Genomic DNA, 16194 nt, shown 5'->3' on the forward strand with positions numbered 1-16194 from the left:
TACAACTAGGAAAGGTAAATGTCTCTCATAGAATAATTAAAAACTTCTCTTTCCAATTACTTTTGCAATGTCATTCAATGTTTTCTTTGCACGATTTTGAGGAAGGTCATTTAATATTTTAAGTGCTTTATTTAGATAATTATCACTTACAGTCAGTGACTTTTCAATAGCCCCTGACCCTTTGATTAACGAGATAATCTTCTCAATTTCAGCTCTTTCAGTATTTTCCCGAACCTTGACTATTTCCTTGCGAATCTCTGCATCTTCCATAGCAAACAAGACTGGCAAAGTAATATTTCCTTGATGAAGATCATCTCCTGCTGGTTTTCCTAATTCCTTCTCTGTACCAGTAAAATCAAGTACATCATCAATAATTTGATAGGACATCCCAACATAATAACCAAACCTATAAAGTTTTTGATGAATCTCATCATCGACATCAGCTGCTATAGCACCGAGCTGACAGCTTACAGCTATTAATATGGCTGTTTTCCTTTTAATTCTACGAAAATAATTTCGTATATTTTGTTCAAAATTATATTTATCCTTAATTTGCTCGATTTCCCCAATACATAACTCAACTAATGTGTCTGCCAATATTTGATGTGCAAATGGTTTTTCGATTTTTGTAATGAGCTCAAGCGAACGTGCAAATAAATAATCCCCAGTATACATAGCAATCCTGTTGTCCCATTTTGCCTTAATCGTTGGCTTGCCACGACGCAATTCCGCATCATCAATAACATCATCATGAACTAAGGAAGCCATATGTATGAGTTCTAATGAAACAGCCACATTTTTTATGATATTAATGTCATATGTTCCAAACTTGCCAGCAAGCAAAACAAAAACAGGGCGAATTCTTTTTCCCCCGGCTTTTAATAAATGCAAGGACGCTTGGTGTAATAAAGGAGACTCTGCGTGTACTGTCTCCTCAAGTGTTTGCTCAATATTTTTAATATCAGAATTTAGAAATGAATACATCATTTTAAACTTCATTTCCCATACTCACCCAGCTTAACATCCTGTCTGCAGCTTCCATAATGAAAAAAGCATTCAGAAAAAGTTTTATTTTTCTTTGTAGCCAATATGAACAGCTGCTACTCCACCGCTGTACGGCTTGTATTTAACATTTACAAAACCAGCATCTTCAAACATTAGGGCAAGTTCCTTCATTCCTGGAAAGTCCCGTGCTGATTCCTGTAGCCAAGAATATTCTTTATAGCTTTTTGCAAATATTTTTCCGAACAAAGGCATAATGAAGCGGAAGTATAAGTGATAAGCCTGCTTGTAACCAAACATCGTTGGTTGGGATGTTTCTAGACAAACAACAATTCCTCCCGGTTTGACCACCCGTTGCATTTCTTTTAAAACTTGTAAATAATCCGGAACGTTTCGCAGACCGAAACCGATCGTGACATAATCAAAGGAATTATCCGGGAAAGGCAGTTCCATAGCATTCCCATGCACAAGTGATACTTGTTTAAGTCCTAAATCTTTTACTTTTTGCTCTCCAATTTTCAGCATGTTTTTGCTAAAATCAAGACCATTGACCTCTCCCTCAGTACCTACTGCTTCTGCTAATGCTATCGTCCAATCAGCTGTCCCACAGCATACATCTAGCGCTTTTTCACCCTTTTGGACATTCATGAGCTTCATTATATCTTTGCGCCATCTCAAGTGTTGTTGAAAGCTAATAACAGAATTCATTTTGTCATAATTATTATAGATTTTCTCAAATACATGATGGACGCGCTCTTCTTTTGACTGTTGCATGATTAAAAACCTTCCTCCACAAAAATATTTTCTGCGGGCTGATGCTGTTTTATTATAGTTTGAACTCTTTGTATCAACAGATCATTCATATTAGGGAGATTGCTTATACATGTTTGAATATTTTCATATGAAGAATCAATGTATCGGTCACATGTAAGTACCAAAAGATGCTTTTGCTCACTGCTTAATTCTGTTTGCATATGATCTGATAATAACAACTTTTTTAACGACTCAAAAATAACAGGTGAACCACCTTGTAAAAACAGCGTCTTTTCTGCTATCAACCGTTTCATTAATAATAGATTTGAAACAAATTCACAATAATTTGGATCATCTAAATAAGTAGAAATCTTATCAAACAGGGAGTATTCAATTATTTTTATACTATTCATTAACGCATCAATATTCTCAGATTCTTTCTGGTAAACCGAGATTTTTTGTTCATTTACTTCTTTTATCCCTGTTGCTAATGAACGAATCATGTTTACATCATCTAGTTCTGCAAGCATTTTATAATATAAACCACTATAATATACACCTGCTAAGACAGTTAACTGTCTATTCTTAAACTGATTAGGATCTAATTTCTGATTAGAAACAAGCTCATGAGTATCAAGTGCAATTTGAATAAGCATGGTTGTTATAGCATAGTTCTTTGTTTTTTTTTCTGGAAGATTGACCTGTTCAAGAATTGAAATTAGGAGTAAAAGCTTATCTTCGTCAATAATAGGAGACTTAATATATTTAAGTAAATAAGGGTGCCGAATCTTTTCTTCGATTTGCTCCTTAACATCTGCCATTTTAACCTTTATGTCTAGCATGCAATCACCCTTGTTTTTCCTATGTTTTCTTTATATCTCTTCTATGAATGAAATCAATAATTTTTGAATGGAATTATTTTTTGTTGTAAGCTTTGTTACATGAATATAATAATTTACAACAAGACAGTGACAATTATATCATAACTTACTTTTTCATGATAGGCGAAATTCGGTAGAGCAAAAGAGTCATTTATCCTCTTTTGTACATAAACCAAATTTATTTCTTTGCTTCACTTTCAACTTCACCAAATGAGGTAAAAATCTTCGCATTTCCTCTTATTTTGACTGCAGAAGTATGTTCTGTAAACTGGGCAATCATCACTTCTCCCTGATCAAGCTTTTCTGAATGATGAAATCTTGTATCTGATCCTCTTGTTAACCCAATTACATTAACTCCATCTTCCTGAGCTTTAATTACTATATAATCATTACTTGTAGAATTTCTTTTCTCCATAATAACACCCTTCAAGGTTTTTTTAGCGTGATAAAGGAGTATTCCTATATTTTTGCTTTTATTTGATTAAAATTTTATTAAAGATAGTACTTCAGCTCGAGCTTTTTCATCTTCTGCAAATTTCCCTCTAACCGCAGTGGTAACTGTTAAAGATCCAGGCTTTTTTACTCCACGCATTGTCATACACATATGCTCAGCTTCAACTACCACCATGGCCCCATGTGGACTAAGCTTCTCCATTATTGCATCTACCACAGTAGATGTAATACGTTCCTGCAACTGGGGACGTTTAGCAACGGCTTCGACTGCTCTAGCCAATTTACTTAAACCTGTCACCTTTCCATTACGTGGAATATAGGCCACATGCGCTTTTCCAAAAAAAGGTACAAGATGATGCTCGCACATTGAATAAAATGGGATATCTTTCACTAAAACCAATTCTTCATGATCCTCACTAAAAATAGTTTCAAAATATTCCTTAGGATCTTGGTTCAACCCCATAAATACTTCTTCGTACATTTTTGCAACTCTTTTTGGTGTATCAAGTAATCCTTCTCTATCAGGATCTTCTCCCACCGCTTCTAATATTAAACGTACTGCATTTTCAATCTGCGCACGATTTACATTTGCCATCATACTTCCTCCTCAAAATCACAACTTTCTCAAACTCCAATATTTCCATATTAGCATATTATTTTCTAAACAAGCAAAAATGAAATGCGGATGCCAAATGGAAACTCAACTATACACTCCAATTCCTAGAAAAAGCAAACACTTTTCCTTTCTGGATTCATATTGCTTCCGTAGGATACTTGATCCTGATTCGAACATCGGTGTCTGCTTTTTCAATGCAAATCAAAGTAAAAAAAAAACCGCGAAAATTCGCGGTTTTAATTCAATGCTTACTTTAAGCACTCATATGTACTTATTTAACAGCATCTTTCAATGCTTTACCTGGTTTGAAAGCAGGAACTTTGCTTGCAGCGATTTCGATTTCTTCACCAGTTTGTGGGTTGCGCCCTTTACGTGCAGCACGCTCACGAACCTCAAAGTTACCAAAACCAATCAATTGTACTTTATCACCAGTTTTTAATGCATCTAAGATTGCATCAAATACTGCATCAACTGCTTTAGTAGCATCTTTCTTAGAAAGCTCACTGCTTTCTGCAACTACGTTAATTAGTTCTGTCTTGTTCATGTCTTTCACCTCCTCCCAAAATAATATAAACCCAATAATATTAAGCATTCTACTTACATTTGTAAACAAAATTACTGAAATCTAAACATTGCAATGTATTTTTGTTTAACAAGCCCAATAATAAATCAAAAACGGAAAGTTTTCAATCTATTTTTATTAAAAAGCCTTTAATAATAAGGGTTTAAAGTATTACAACAGTAATTCTGTTAAAAGATTATCACAATCATTTGCTGTTATCAAGAATAATTCACGTTTTAATGGGAAATATATCTTATTTTAACGATATTGTAACAAGTTTACCTTAAAACTTTAGTCTTAAATAGCATTAGTAAACCTTGGTGTTCGCCAAGTCCTTTTTGGGCTAAAAGAAAAAGACCCCAAATAGGAGTCTTTATAAAATAATTGCGATTAATCCACCTGAGCCTTCGTTAATAATTCTTTCTAACGTCTCTTTTAATTTATATCTTGCATTTTCAGGCATCATGGAAAGTTTCGCCTGAATTCCTTCCCTAACAATTGAGCTTAGGCTCCGTCCAAATATATCAGAATTCCATATGGATAAAGGATCATCTTCAAAATCCTGCATCAAATATCGAACAAGTTCTTCACTTTGTTTCTCAGTTCCAATAATTGGCGAAAACTCCGATTCCACATCCACTTTAATCATATGAATGGATGGTGCAACAGCTTTTAATCTTACACCAAATCTTGAGCCATGTCGTGTGATTTCTGGCTCATCAAGACTCATATCTGCAAGCGATGGAGCAGCAATTCCATAGCCAGTTTGTTTGACCATTTTCAATGCATCTGAGATTTGATCATACTCTGTTTTTGCATGAGCAAAATCCTGCATTAACTCTAATAAATGATCTTTCCCTCGAATTTCAACGCCAACTATTTCTTTTAAAACTTCATCGTAGAGATCATCTGGAGCGAATAGATCAATTTCTGCAACTCCCTGCCCCATTTCTATACCAGCTAAGCCTGCACGGTCAATAAATTCAAAATCACTGAATTGATGAACGACCCTATCAACGTCCCTTAATCGCCTAATATCTTTAACAGTTTCTTTAACTGCTTCTTTATAGCTCTCTCTCAGCCAATGATCTTCACGTAAAACCATTACCCAGCTTGGAAGGTTTACATTCACCTCAAGCACTGGAAACTCATAAAGAGCTTCTCTCATAACATTAAAAACATCTGATTCTCGCATACTTTCGACACTCATCGCAATAACTGGAATATCGTACTTTTCTGCCAATTCTTTTTTTAGTGCATCGGTGTTTGGGTGATGAGGTTGAACACTATTTATAATCATTATGAAAGGTTTACCAACCTCTTTTAGTTCATTTATTACTCTTTCCTCGGCTTCTAAATAATTCTTCCGAGGGATCTCCCCAATCGTTCCATCTGTTGTAATTACAACACCAATTGTGGAATGCTCTTGTATTACTTTTCTAGTTCCTATTTCCGCAGCTTCATGAAATGGAATAGGCTCTTCATACCATGGAGTATTAATCATTCGAGGACCATTTTCATCCTCATATCCTTTCGCACCTGGAACCGTATAACCTACACAATCAACTAATCGAATGTTTACATCCAAGCCTTCATCGACATGGACTGAAGCGGCTTGGTTAGGTACAAATTTAGGCTCAGTTGTCATAATTGTCTTTCCGGCTGCACTTTGAGGGAGTTCATCCTGGGTGCGAGCACGGTCAGCTTCATTACTCATATTAGGCAAAACAACTAATTCCATAAATTTTTTAATAAAAGTTGATTTACCTGTACGCACAGCTCCAACTACTCCGAAATATATATCGCCGCCTGTTCTTTCGGCAATATCTTTAAAAATATCTACCTTTTCCAAGTGATCCCCTCCCGAATCTGTGGGATAATATTATCCTATCTATTATGTTTGGACAGTATATGTTTATGACGTTGTCCTATCTCGATATGACAGTTTTTATAATTAATTACCCCTCTTTGTAATCTTTTTCTTCCTTATTTTGCTGTTCATTTACATTTAATGTTAAAATTATAAATAAAAAACCCTTCTCCTACAATATATTTTGCAGAAGAAGGGTTATGCCTATTTCACCAAAAAGATTGGTTTATTTGTTTTTTCATCAATTGTATATGGTAATGAATATGCGGGAACAAAGACTGAATCTTCAACTAGTATGTTCCTGATATCATCTCCTGGTTTATATGAATGATCTTGATTTTGCAATGCTTCATAAAGATCGCTTGTATAATCAACATAAACCTCAGCATCACCTGTGATTACAAAAGGAAGATTTCTGCCACTAAAAGGACTGAGGGCAACTGGATCTTCTTTATATCCCATTTTTTTATAATCTAATGTAAAAACATTACCTTCGATGTGTTCCTTATATGGTGGGTACTCAAATGACTTCATTCTCAATTTTATTTCACGAATAGTTTCAGCCATTCTTAAATCTAACAGTTTTACTTTAGGATCGGTTTCAGCATCAACAAGAACATATTGAAATACACCGCCTGATTCATATGCATTTCCAGGAGCCTCAGCCATATACTGCGGCACTAATTTCTTAAAATCAATCGGGTATTTTTGGTATATTGGGGTCGACTGATCTTTTGTTTTTATTGGCAGTAGACCATTATTTTCTTCTTTATACTGATTTACAGCTGTTTGTACAGCTTGAACCTGATCTTTATATGGAATTTTATTTTGTGATAAATTTTCTTTTGGATACATGCATCCAGCAAGAATAGGAATTAATAAAACTAACATACTTAAAAGCCGTAAACCTTTTTTCATTTCAATCAACCCTTTTAGACTATGTATCAATTTATTTAGTAATGGCTCGCCTAATACTAAGCTCCTTTTAGCAAGTAACTTCCCGTACAATTTAATCACTGGTAGGGCCGCTAAAGACAACAAGAAAGATTATTATTCCTGATACAATCATTAAAATATAGGCGATAAGTGCTGATATGAACTTTAATATTCCACTTAACTTATAACGGCTTAAATAAATCATTAAAATAGAAATAAACATGAAGGCCATTGAAGCAAGTGATATCCACATTTTCATTAATGACGGTGACATTGATTCCACTCCTTTTTCCGAATAGTATTATAACATACCCCTTATCAGATTGAAAAAGAAACTACTCTAAGCGAGTAGAATATGTATAAAGTGAAACTTCCATCAGTGGGGATTTTCCGACGCACAGTACGTGCTAGTGCCGACGTTGCCACAGGACGTGGAGTTCTTAGTCGGCTTCATCCCCCACTGATAGTTAGTTGCGGCCCACAGGAAGTGGGTCACGCAGACGTTGCCACACGATGTGGCGCTTTTAGTCTGTGTTCATTTTATAGGCCTTTACGAGCAGTTGATCCCCCCACTTAGGTTTCTTTGATTCTCTCGCAAACTTGAAGTGGGGGTCATACTGCCCGTTAATCTGCGATAAACAAAAAAAGGCTAAGCTAAAGAAGGGGCCGTTCTTTAACTTAGCCGGGTGACTAAATAACCCACACACTCTGTTCATTTCACCAGTTTGCTTCGTTGCATTGTATGCATCAAGAGGCTTTCGCGCATCCTCGAATGCCTATATTTCAAAAATATTAGCGATTATCTCCATTCACAAAATTCAAATCGCCTTCAAGTACGTTTGTAAGATCCTCCATCTCATTCTTTTTACCACGTGCCATCAAAAGATCTACTGCATCCTTTGCATTCACATCATTAAAAAGCACATCATAAAGAACATCGGTAATCGGCATATTTACATCATATTTTTCGGCTAATTGTTTAGCGGCCTTTGTAGTTCTTACACCTTCGACTACCATTCCTATATTATCTAAAACCTCTTGAAGCTTATGACCTTTACCGAGTAAATTACCTGCTCTCCAATTTCGTGAGTGTACGCTTGTACATGTCGCAATTAAGTCTCCGATACCCGTTAATCCTGAAAAGGTAAGCGGACTTGCTCCCATTTTTATTCCTAAACGAGCAATTTCAGCTAATCCTCTTGTGATTAAGGCAGCTTTCGCATTATCACCATATCCTAATCCATCTGTAATACCAGCTGCAAGTGCAATAATATTCTTCAATGCTCCACCGATTTCAACACCGACAAGGTCTGGATTTGTGTATACCCTGAAATTCTGATTAATAAATAAGTCTTGAATTTTTTCAGCAGCATTCATATTTTTCGATGAAACAGTAACAGTTGTAGGATGACGTAAACTAACTTCCTCAGCATGGCTCGGTCCTGAAAGAACAACTACACTATCCAAAATATTGACGGAAAATTCTTGTTCAATCATCTCAGATATACGGAGTAAAGTATCAGGCTCAATTCCTTTGCTAACATGGACAACTGTAAGCGGTTCTTTTCTAATAGAGTTGATCTTCCTAATTACTTCACGAATCGCTTTTGTTGGGACAGCTAGTACCATTGTATTAACACCTTCTAATGCTTCCTCTAGATGTGAAAAACCAATAATTCCTTCTGGAAGAAGTACTTCAGGTAAATACTTTTTATTTGTTTGATATTCATTGATTTCATTTATTTGGTTTGGATTATGCCCCCAAAGGCGAACTTCATGTCCATTATCCGCTAATACCATGGCTAATGCAGTTCCCCAGCTACCTGCTCCAATGACAGCAACACTTTCTGTCATTCGCTCCATTAGATCACTACCTTTTATTGATATTTGTTCAGCTTTCGCTTTGCTCTTTCAAGATTCAGAGATGGTCCGATTATTTTCGTTCTCTTGCAAATATCTTAATAGGTGTTCCTTCAAAGCCGAAAGCATCTCTAATTCGATTTTCTATAAAACGCTCATAAGAAAAATGCATTAATTCAGGCTCATTCACAAACACAACAAAAGTCGGCGGCTTAACAGCGACTTGTGTCGTATAGTATATTTTTAAGCGTCTACCCTTATCCGTAGGTGTTGGATTCATTGCAACCGCATCCATAATTACATCATTAAGGACACTTGTGTCAACACGTAATGAATGGTTTTCACTAGCTGTATTAATCATCGGTATAAGTGTATGAATTCGTTTTTTGGTTTTAGCAGAAAGGAATACAATTGGTGCGTAATCAAGGAAAAGAAAATGTTCTCGTATTTTTTGCTCAAACTCCTTCATGGTCTTTTCATCTTTTTCAACAGCATCCCACTTATTTACAACAATGACTACCGCTCTTCCTGCTTCATGTGCATATCCTGCAATCCGCTTGTCCTGCTCAATGATACCTTCCTCACCATCAATCACTACAAGAACTACATCCGAACGTTCAATTGCCCTTAAAGCGCGAAGAACACTATATTTCTCGGTTGTTTCATATACCTTACCTTTTTTACGCATTCCTGCTGTATCTATGATGACATACTTTTCTCCATTATAAGTTAGCTGTGAATCGATTGCATCTCTCGTAGTACCGGCAACATTACTAACAATTACACGATCTTCACCTAAAATTGCATTAACAAGAGATGATTTACCTACATTTGGTCTTCCAATTAAGGAGAATTTAATAACATCATCTTCATAATCTTTTTGTCCATGTTTAGGAAAATGCTTAGCTGCTTCATCTAGTAAATCACCTAATCCTAACCCATGTGAACCTGAAATAGGAAATGGCTCTCCAAATCCTAAAGCATAGAAATCATAAATTTGATCTCTCATTTCTGGATTATCAATTTTATTAACCCCAAGTACGACAGGCTTTTTTGCCCTATAAAGGATCTTGGCCACTTCCTCGTCGGCAGCCGTCACCCCTTCTCTTCCATTTGTTAGGAAAACAATGACATCCGCTTCATCAATAGCAATTTCTGCCTGTTGCCGAATTTGCTCTAGAAACGGCTCGTCTCCAATATCAATCCCACCGGTATCAATAATATTAAAATCATGATTTAACCATTCTCCTGAACTGTATATACGATCCCTAGTAACACCAGGAATATCCTCAACAATAGAAATTCGTTCTCCGACAATTCTGTTAAAAATTGTTGATTTTCCTACGTTTGGACGTCCGACAATTGCCACTACCGGTTTTGCCATGAACATCACCCTTTCATTTGAAATGCTAAAAGCGCCTTCGAAATAATCCGAGGACAACTAACTAGTACCTATCAAATAAACCCTTCTTTTATTTTTGTAGAAGGGTCTAACTTCATTATCTTATCAAAGCAATACAAGGCTCGCAATGAAAAACTTGGAATATCGATCAGCGTTTCACAATTTTGACCATTTTTTCAGTTATGATAATTTTTGTTTCTCTTTTTCAATTTGATTCAAGTGTTTCTCATAGAAAGTTGACAAGTATTCCAATCCATTCCATGCAGCAATTATTATTGTTGAGAGAGCAATAACATCTAAAAAAGCAAATGAGCCAATGACATGAGGAAATGTATATTTTTTTAGGATAAGTGCATATAGAAATTCCCCTTGAATTGAGCCAAATAAGATAATAAAGATACGATATAACTTATTTGTCTGTAAGACAATGGATAAAGATATTAATAATACAGTAAGCATCCAAATTCTTGGAACAATAATCCAAACAGGATCATATAACTCAAATAAATGAAAGCAGACATAGGAAAGCATAATGATAAATGAGCAAAATAATAAATGAGCTGCTATTAGTTTTTTCATTCGAACTATGACTATGAATAAAGGAATGACGAGTATTAAACTTGCTAACGATATTTCCATATCAAACAGAAAAAAGGAATACGGTGAAAAAATAATTAGTAATAAAATCCAAATTGATTGTCTTAACCTATTTATATGTTTTTTTTTCAACATAAAGGTGGCAATAACCCAAAAAAACCATGCAATCCAGTAAAATGTTAAACCTTCCATTTATCATCCACCTCCTAACATTCCCATTATGACACTTATCAATGTACTTTAGTCATAAGGAAACGAGATTTGATGGAATCATTTTATTTTCTTGTTGCAAACTACATCTTAAGAAAGGTAGGTGTACAAAATGGGAAGAGATCGACAAGAAATGAAACTTAAAAAAAGTAAAAGAGTAGAATCGGACAGAGATCATGCTCTTCATTATCCCGGCGCTACAAAGTTGCAAAGTCCTGAAGAAGCTAGAGAATTGAATAATAATAAATAAAAATAAATGTAAAAGGGGCTGTCTTATGGGACAGCCCCTTTTTATGGCTTATTTATGAATTTTTCTCTGACTAAATCCTTTTGTATCAATACTTCTTTCATTTAGCCAATGATGTGTATGACCGGAAATAATAATAGGAGTTTTCTGAAGGTCTTCAATCGATTCTGCACCAAGGGCTGTCATCATAATCGCCAATTCTGTATGCATAGCTTGGATAGTCTCAATTAATGATTCAATTCCATGATTCATTAAGATTTTCAGAAAATACCCTGCTATTCCTACAGCATCTGCACCTAATGCAATCGACTTCGCAATATCAAGACTAGTTTGAATGCCGCCAGACCCTAATATAGATAAACCTTTACAGCCATTTTTTGCTTCTACAATTGAAATAGACGTTGGAATGCCCCACTCATTAAAAAACGGTAAATCCCTTTCTCGTCTTTCATTTTCAATTTGAGCAAAATTTGTTCCCCCAAATCCACCAACATCGACTGCGGAAACGCCGACTGATTCAAGTTGAGAAACCGTTTCTTTATTCATTCCGAAGCCAACTTCCTTCACAATTATGGGGACATCGGTTTTTCTAACGATATCCTCAATACGGTAAAGGGCTGAACGGAAATCTCGATCACCCTCTGGCATTGTCAGTTCTTGTACGACATTTAAGTGTATTTGCAGTGCATTTGCTTCAATCATATCAATTGCACCCTTTGCTTGATCGACTGTCGCCTCACTACCTAAATTTCCGATTATGATGCCATTTGGGTTTTCTTTACGCACTACCTGGTATGTTTCTTTTTCTGATGGGTCTTTTAGTGCAGACATTTGGGAACCTACTGAAATAGCTAAATCTAGCTCTTTCGCAGCTAACGCAAGATCGCGATTTAATTGTAATGTCTTTTCCCCCCCACCACCTGTCATACCATTGATAAAAATTGGCGAACTTAAGTGAAGTTCGCCAATTTTTGTACATAAATTTGCCTTTTTTAATGCCGTATTAGGTAAACTTTGGTGGATAAATGTAATATCCTCAAAACCTGCAAGCCGTTTTTGGCCTGTTGTGAGTGCTAATTGTATATGATCCCATTTTCGTTTTGATCTAGACACAATAATCACCATTATTTTTTTAAATTCTTTAACTGATCACCAATCACTTCACCAAGCTGAAATCCTTTTGATTCCTCTGGCAGCTCATAATCAGTTACAAACTCATTCTCTCTTTCTTGGAGCTCTTTTATACTAAGAGATAGACGCTGGTCTTGCTCATTTACATCTAGTACCTTTACTTCAACTTCTTGACCTTCATTTAATACTTCATGAGGTGTAGCTATATGCTTATGAGAAATTTGGGAAATATGAACAAGTCCTTCTACTCCCGGGAATAACTCAATGAAAGCACCATAGGATACAAGCCTTTTTACTACACCACTAAGCGTACTGCCCTTAGGAGCTTTTTCGGAAATATTAGTCCATGGTCCAGGAAGTGTTTCTTTAATGGATAATGAGATTCTTTCATTCGTACGATCTACACTTAAAATCTTTACTTGAACTTTTTGACCTTCTTGTACAACATCTGAAGGTTTGTCAATATGTTCATGGGACAGTTGTGATATATGAACAAGCCCATCGATTCCACCGATATCTACAAAAGCACCAAAATCAGATATTCTCTGTACAGTTCCTTCAACTACCTGACCTGCTTCTAGCGATTCTAATAATTGATTCTTTTGCTTTCCTTTTTCTTCTTCAACAACTGCACGATGAGAAAGAATTAAGCGGTTTTTCTCTTTTTCTAGCTCAACAATTTTGAAGGCCATTGTTTTGCCTTTATAATCAGAAAAATCCTCTACAAAGAATGCTTCTACAAGTGATGCAGGTACAAATCCGCGTACACCTAGATCAACAACTAATCCACCTTTAACTACATCCTTAATTTCTGCATTAAACGATTCACCATTTTTAAATTTTTCTTCAAGATTTGCCCACGATTTCTCAGCGTCTACTTTTCGTTTTGATAATATTAAGGCTTCCTCTTCAACTTTAAGAACTTCAAGCTCAAGCTGATCTCCTTCTGAAACTACATCACTTGCTTTTTCAACATGAAGGCTAGATAATTCACTAATAGGAATAATACCATCAAGCTTACAATCATTAATATTGATAATGACTTGCTTTTCCTCAACCTTTGTAACTTGCCCAGATACCTTATCCCCAACTTCGAAATTTTTCACTTCTACTAGATTCATCTCTTCAGTCATATGTATTCCTCCTTATTTGAAATGCAAAAGCGTCTTCGGAACAATTAGATTGCTCTTCCCGATGACCACTCATTGTAGCTTTCCTTTGAGGCAAGACAGCTATCTAATTATTATAAAATTCCTTTTTATTAACTTCTTACAAACCACTTCTTTTGTCAAGCAAGAAGGTTTAACGATTTTCATTTATGAGTTTACGGATTTCTTCCATGATTAATTCAGTTATCTCCTCAGCAGAAGCTTTCTTTTCGCGAAGTTCTTGTATGTCTATTGGTTTTCCATATATGACTTTTAATCTTTTAAAAGCCTTATAAGGGCCTATTATCGCACAAGGTACAACCGCTGCATCTGAACGTAGGGCAAAAAAGCCCACACCTGCCAGCCCTTTCGTCAATTCCCCTGTTTTACTCCTTGTCCCTTCAGGAAAAATCCCTAAAACATGGCCTTCTTTTAAAATTGCCAGCCCTTTTCTCAATGCTTCACGATCACTCATGCCCCTTTTAACAGGAAAAGCATTTAGATTACTAACTATTTTTCCTAATAAAGGAACGTTAAAAAGCTCTTCCTTTGCCATGAAGTGAACAGGGCGTGGTGCGTTAATCCCAACAACCGGAGGATCAAAATTATGAATATGGTTGGAGCACAGCAGTACTCCGCCTTCTTTTGGAAAATGTTCTCTTCCAATAACTTCAAAACGATATACTGGTTTTAATATTCCTAGAACAACTGATTTGACAAATGAATAAAACGTCAATATTATCCGATCCTTTCATGGGCAAGCACCATAATTCTCTCAACAACTTGTTCGATCGATAAAGCTGTCGTATCAATTTCAACAGCATCCGCTGCTTTTTTTAATGGTGCGACTTCCCGTTCTGAATCTAATTTATCCCTCAGTGAGATTTCTTCTTTTAATTTCGCCAAATCGGAAGGAAATCCCTTTTGAATATTTTCATTATGTCTGCGAATTGCTCGTTCATCCACGGAAGCCAATAGAAAAACCTTCACTTCTGCATCCGGAAGGACATGTGTTCCTATATCTCTTCCATCCATTACTACTCCGCCATTCACAGCAAAGCTTTTTTGCCTTTCAACCATCTCTTCTCTTACTAATTTATGTTTTGCCACAATGGATACGGTATTCGTTACTTCACGAGTCCTAATTTCTTCCGATACATTTTCTCCATCAAGGAAAATTAACTGACCTTGATCACCAGGAAGTAACGTGATTGTTGTTTCATTTAATATATTTATCAATTCATCTTCATTTTCTAAGCTTATTTGTTTTTTTAACGCTTTATACGTTAGTGCCCGATACATTGCGCCAGTATCTATATAAATATACGAAAGTTTTTCGGCTACAAATTTTGCTACGGTGCTTTTTCCTGCAGCTGCAGGACCATCGATTGCTATTGAAATCTTCTTGTTCATAGTGCCTCCTGAAAATGTTTCTTGTCTACTTTATTTTAACATATGATTACATAAATAACCGTATTAAACTATGCTTGTATAATCAAAAAAAAGCGGGCTCAGCCCGCTTAAAAATTATTTACCCCTAAATGTTTCCAGAAATTCTGTGAAATTATTATCAGTTACCCCTTCGTATTGGGTAAGCTGTTTCAGTTCAGGGAAAATATTCAATTTATGAAAAAATAATTGCGTAATGATCAAAAATAAAAATTGAATCATAATTATTTTAATAATAATTCTTTCTATTGCCTTCATAATAAATCGCTCCGCATTTTTTATTCCTATTTTGGGTGCGAACTTGAATTATTATACCTCACTTTATATTTCTAATCCTTTTTTCCTATAAGCGAGCTGTCGGTCAAAACAGAAACGGAGTAAAATTTGTCTATCTATCGATGAAATATCAATAAATTGTATAGAAATAATAGACTTTGATTCATTGATTTCCAATATTCTTATGATTTTGCTTTTCAATTTCAAATAATGGACCTCTCCATTTTGCATCGGCAAAACAAACCAATTATCAGTCATCATATTGGGCGAAAAATTTCTTTTATTATCACTAATAATAGCTGCCCCTCCAGCACTTATATCTTCAGTAACAGTTACAAATGGAGTAAATTCTCCTTTTTCAAGTGCATGAACTGCAACATCTACAGCTGTTTCAACACGAACAAATTCCCGACGTTGAATCCTCACAAGCTCATCTGGGCCAGGATATGATATGATGATCATCGGAATATTTAATTTTATTCTTCTTAACACTTCACATTCAAATAGGAAAACAGATCCGTCTTCCGAAACAAAACTTGCCTTAAATTGAGCTCCATCCATTAGAAATACGGTTCTGCCCGTCTCCATATTAATTGGATAGTCAATATACAGGTTATTATCTTTTTTTTCAACAATTTTACATTTATATTTTTCAATTTTATCAGAAAATCTAGGCTCTAAAACAAGCACATCACCAATTTTAACCATTTGGACCACACTTTCCTTTTTCATAACAATAGAAAAATATCAAAATCCATTACCTTCAAAGGATAATCTTGTCATTTAATTATGACATTTATC

The 16194-nt window shown here is 35.5% G+C and carries 19 protein-coding genes; 1 reads left to right on the forward strand and 18 read right to left on the reverse strand.

The window, feature by feature from the left end:
- Positions 1-36: 36 nt before the first annotated feature.
- From hepT to FSZ17_RS15020, 12 genes are all read right to left on the reverse strand, one after another.
- On the reverse strand, positions 37-999 hold the full coding sequence (gene hepT, locus FSZ17_RS14965) for a heptaprenyl diphosphate synthase component II (RefSeq protein WP_057771361.1): 963 nt from the start codon (positions 997-999) through the stop codon (positions 37-39).
- A 69-nt stretch (positions 1000-1068) separates the two neighbouring features.
- Positions 1069-1776 (reverse strand): demethylmenaquinone methyltransferase, encoded by a 708-nt coding sequence (locus FSZ17_RS14970; RefSeq protein ID WP_057771362.1) that lies wholly within the window; start codon positions 1774-1776, stop codon positions 1069-1071.
- Positions 1777-1778: 2 nt separating this feature from the next.
- Complete coding sequence (locus FSZ17_RS14975; protein WP_057771363.1) at positions 1779-2597, reverse strand: heptaprenyl diphosphate synthase component 1; 819 nt, start codon at positions 2595-2597, stop codon at positions 1779-1781.
- A gap of 217 nt (positions 2598-2814) precedes the next feature.
- The gene (gene mtrB, locus FSZ17_RS14980; RefSeq protein WP_057771364.1) at positions 2815-3051 is read right to left on the reverse strand and encodes a trp RNA-binding attenuation protein MtrB; all 237 of its coding nucleotides are present in this window, start codon (positions 3049-3051) and stop codon (positions 2815-2817) included.
- Positions 3052-3117: 66 nt separating this feature from the next.
- Positions 3118-3684, reverse strand: a complete 567-nt coding sequence (gene folE / locus FSZ17_RS14985; RefSeq protein WP_057771365.1) for a GTP cyclohydrolase I FolE — start codon at positions 3682-3684, stop codon at positions 3118-3120.
- A gap of 292 nt (positions 3685-3976) precedes the next feature.
- Positions 3977-4249: an HU family DNA-binding protein gene (locus tag FSZ17_RS14990; RefSeq protein WP_057771366.1), complete on the reverse strand. Its 273-nt coding sequence runs from the start codon at positions 4247-4249 to the stop codon at positions 3977-3979.
- 391 nt (positions 4250-4640) lie between these two features.
- Positions 4641-6119, reverse strand: a complete 1479-nt coding sequence (spoIVA, locus tag FSZ17_RS14995) for a stage IV sporulation protein A (protein WP_057771367.1) — start codon at positions 6117-6119, stop codon at positions 4641-4643.
- Positions 6120-6341: 222 nt separating this feature from the next.
- Positions 6342-7055 (reverse strand): YphF family lipoprotein, encoded by a 714-nt coding sequence (locus FSZ17_RS15000; RefSeq protein ID WP_057771532.1) that lies wholly within the window; start codon positions 7053-7055, stop codon positions 6342-6344.
- Positions 7056-7146: 91 nt separating this feature from the next.
- Positions 7147-7347: a DUF2768 domain-containing protein gene (locus FSZ17_RS15005; protein ID WP_057771368.1), complete on the reverse strand. Its 201-nt coding sequence runs from the start codon at positions 7345-7347 to the stop codon at positions 7147-7149.
- A gap of 518 nt (positions 7348-7865) precedes the next feature.
- On the reverse strand, positions 7866-8936 hold the full coding sequence (locus tag FSZ17_RS15010; RefSeq protein WP_057771369.1) for an NAD(P)H-dependent glycerol-3-phosphate dehydrogenase: 1071 nt from the start codon (positions 8934-8936) through the stop codon (positions 7866-7868).
- A gap of 70 nt (positions 8937-9006) precedes the next feature.
- The gene (der, locus tag FSZ17_RS15015; RefSeq protein ID WP_057771370.1) at positions 9007-10317 is read right to left on the reverse strand and encodes a ribosome biogenesis GTPase Der; all 1311 of its coding nucleotides are present in this window, start codon (positions 10315-10317) and stop codon (positions 9007-9009) included.
- A gap of 198 nt (positions 10318-10515) precedes the next feature.
- Positions 10516-11124, reverse strand: coding sequence for a YphA family membrane protein (locus tag FSZ17_RS15020; RefSeq protein WP_057771371.1), 609 nt, complete (start codon positions 11122-11124; stop codon positions 10516-10518).
- Between the two features lie 130 nt (positions 11125-11254).
- Here FSZ17_RS15020 and FSZ17_RS15025 point away from each other — a divergent pair, with 130 nt between their 5' ends.
- Positions 11255-11392, forward strand: coding sequence for a YpzI family protein (locus FSZ17_RS15025; RefSeq protein ID WP_082625228.1), 138 nt, complete (start codon positions 11255-11257; stop codon positions 11390-11392).
- A gap of 48 nt (positions 11393-11440) precedes the next feature.
- Here FSZ17_RS15025 and fni read toward each other — a convergent pair whose 3' ends face one another.
- The 6 genes from fni to FSZ17_RS15055 form a co-directional block, all read right to left on the reverse strand.
- Entirely contained in the window at positions 11441-12502 is a 1062-nt protein-coding gene (gene fni, locus FSZ17_RS15030; RefSeq protein WP_057771533.1) for a type 2 isopentenyl-diphosphate Delta-isomerase, read from the reverse strand.
- 11 nt (positions 12503-12513) lie between these two features.
- Entirely contained in the window at positions 12514-13653 is a 1140-nt protein-coding gene (gene rpsA, locus FSZ17_RS15035) for a 30S ribosomal protein S1 (protein ID WP_057771372.1), read from the reverse strand.
- A gap of 169 nt (positions 13654-13822) precedes the next feature.
- Positions 13823-14404, reverse strand: a complete 582-nt coding sequence (locus FSZ17_RS15040) for a lysophospholipid acyltransferase family protein (RefSeq protein ID WP_057771373.1) — start codon at positions 14402-14404, stop codon at positions 13823-13825.
- 2 nt (positions 14405-14406) lie between these two features.
- Positions 14407-15081 carry a (d)CMP kinase gene (cmk, locus tag FSZ17_RS15045; protein ID WP_057771374.1) on the reverse strand — a complete coding sequence of 225 codons (675 nt, stop codon included), beginning with the start codon at positions 15079-15081 and terminating at the stop codon, positions 14407-14409.
- 114 nt (positions 15082-15195) lie between these two features.
- Positions 15196-15375, reverse strand: a complete 180-nt coding sequence (locus FSZ17_RS15050) for a YpfB family protein (protein WP_057771375.1) — start codon at positions 15373-15375, stop codon at positions 15196-15198.
- A 63-nt stretch (positions 15376-15438) separates the two neighbouring features.
- Entirely contained in the window at positions 15439-16101 is a 663-nt protein-coding gene (locus FSZ17_RS15055; protein WP_057771534.1) for a flagellar brake protein, read from the reverse strand.
- Positions 16102-16194: the final 93 nt, after the last annotated feature.

The organism is Cytobacillus dafuensis (assembly GCF_007995155.1).
Lineage (GTDB): Bacteria > Bacillota > Bacilli > Bacillales > Cytobacillaceae > Cytobacillus > Cytobacillus dafuensis.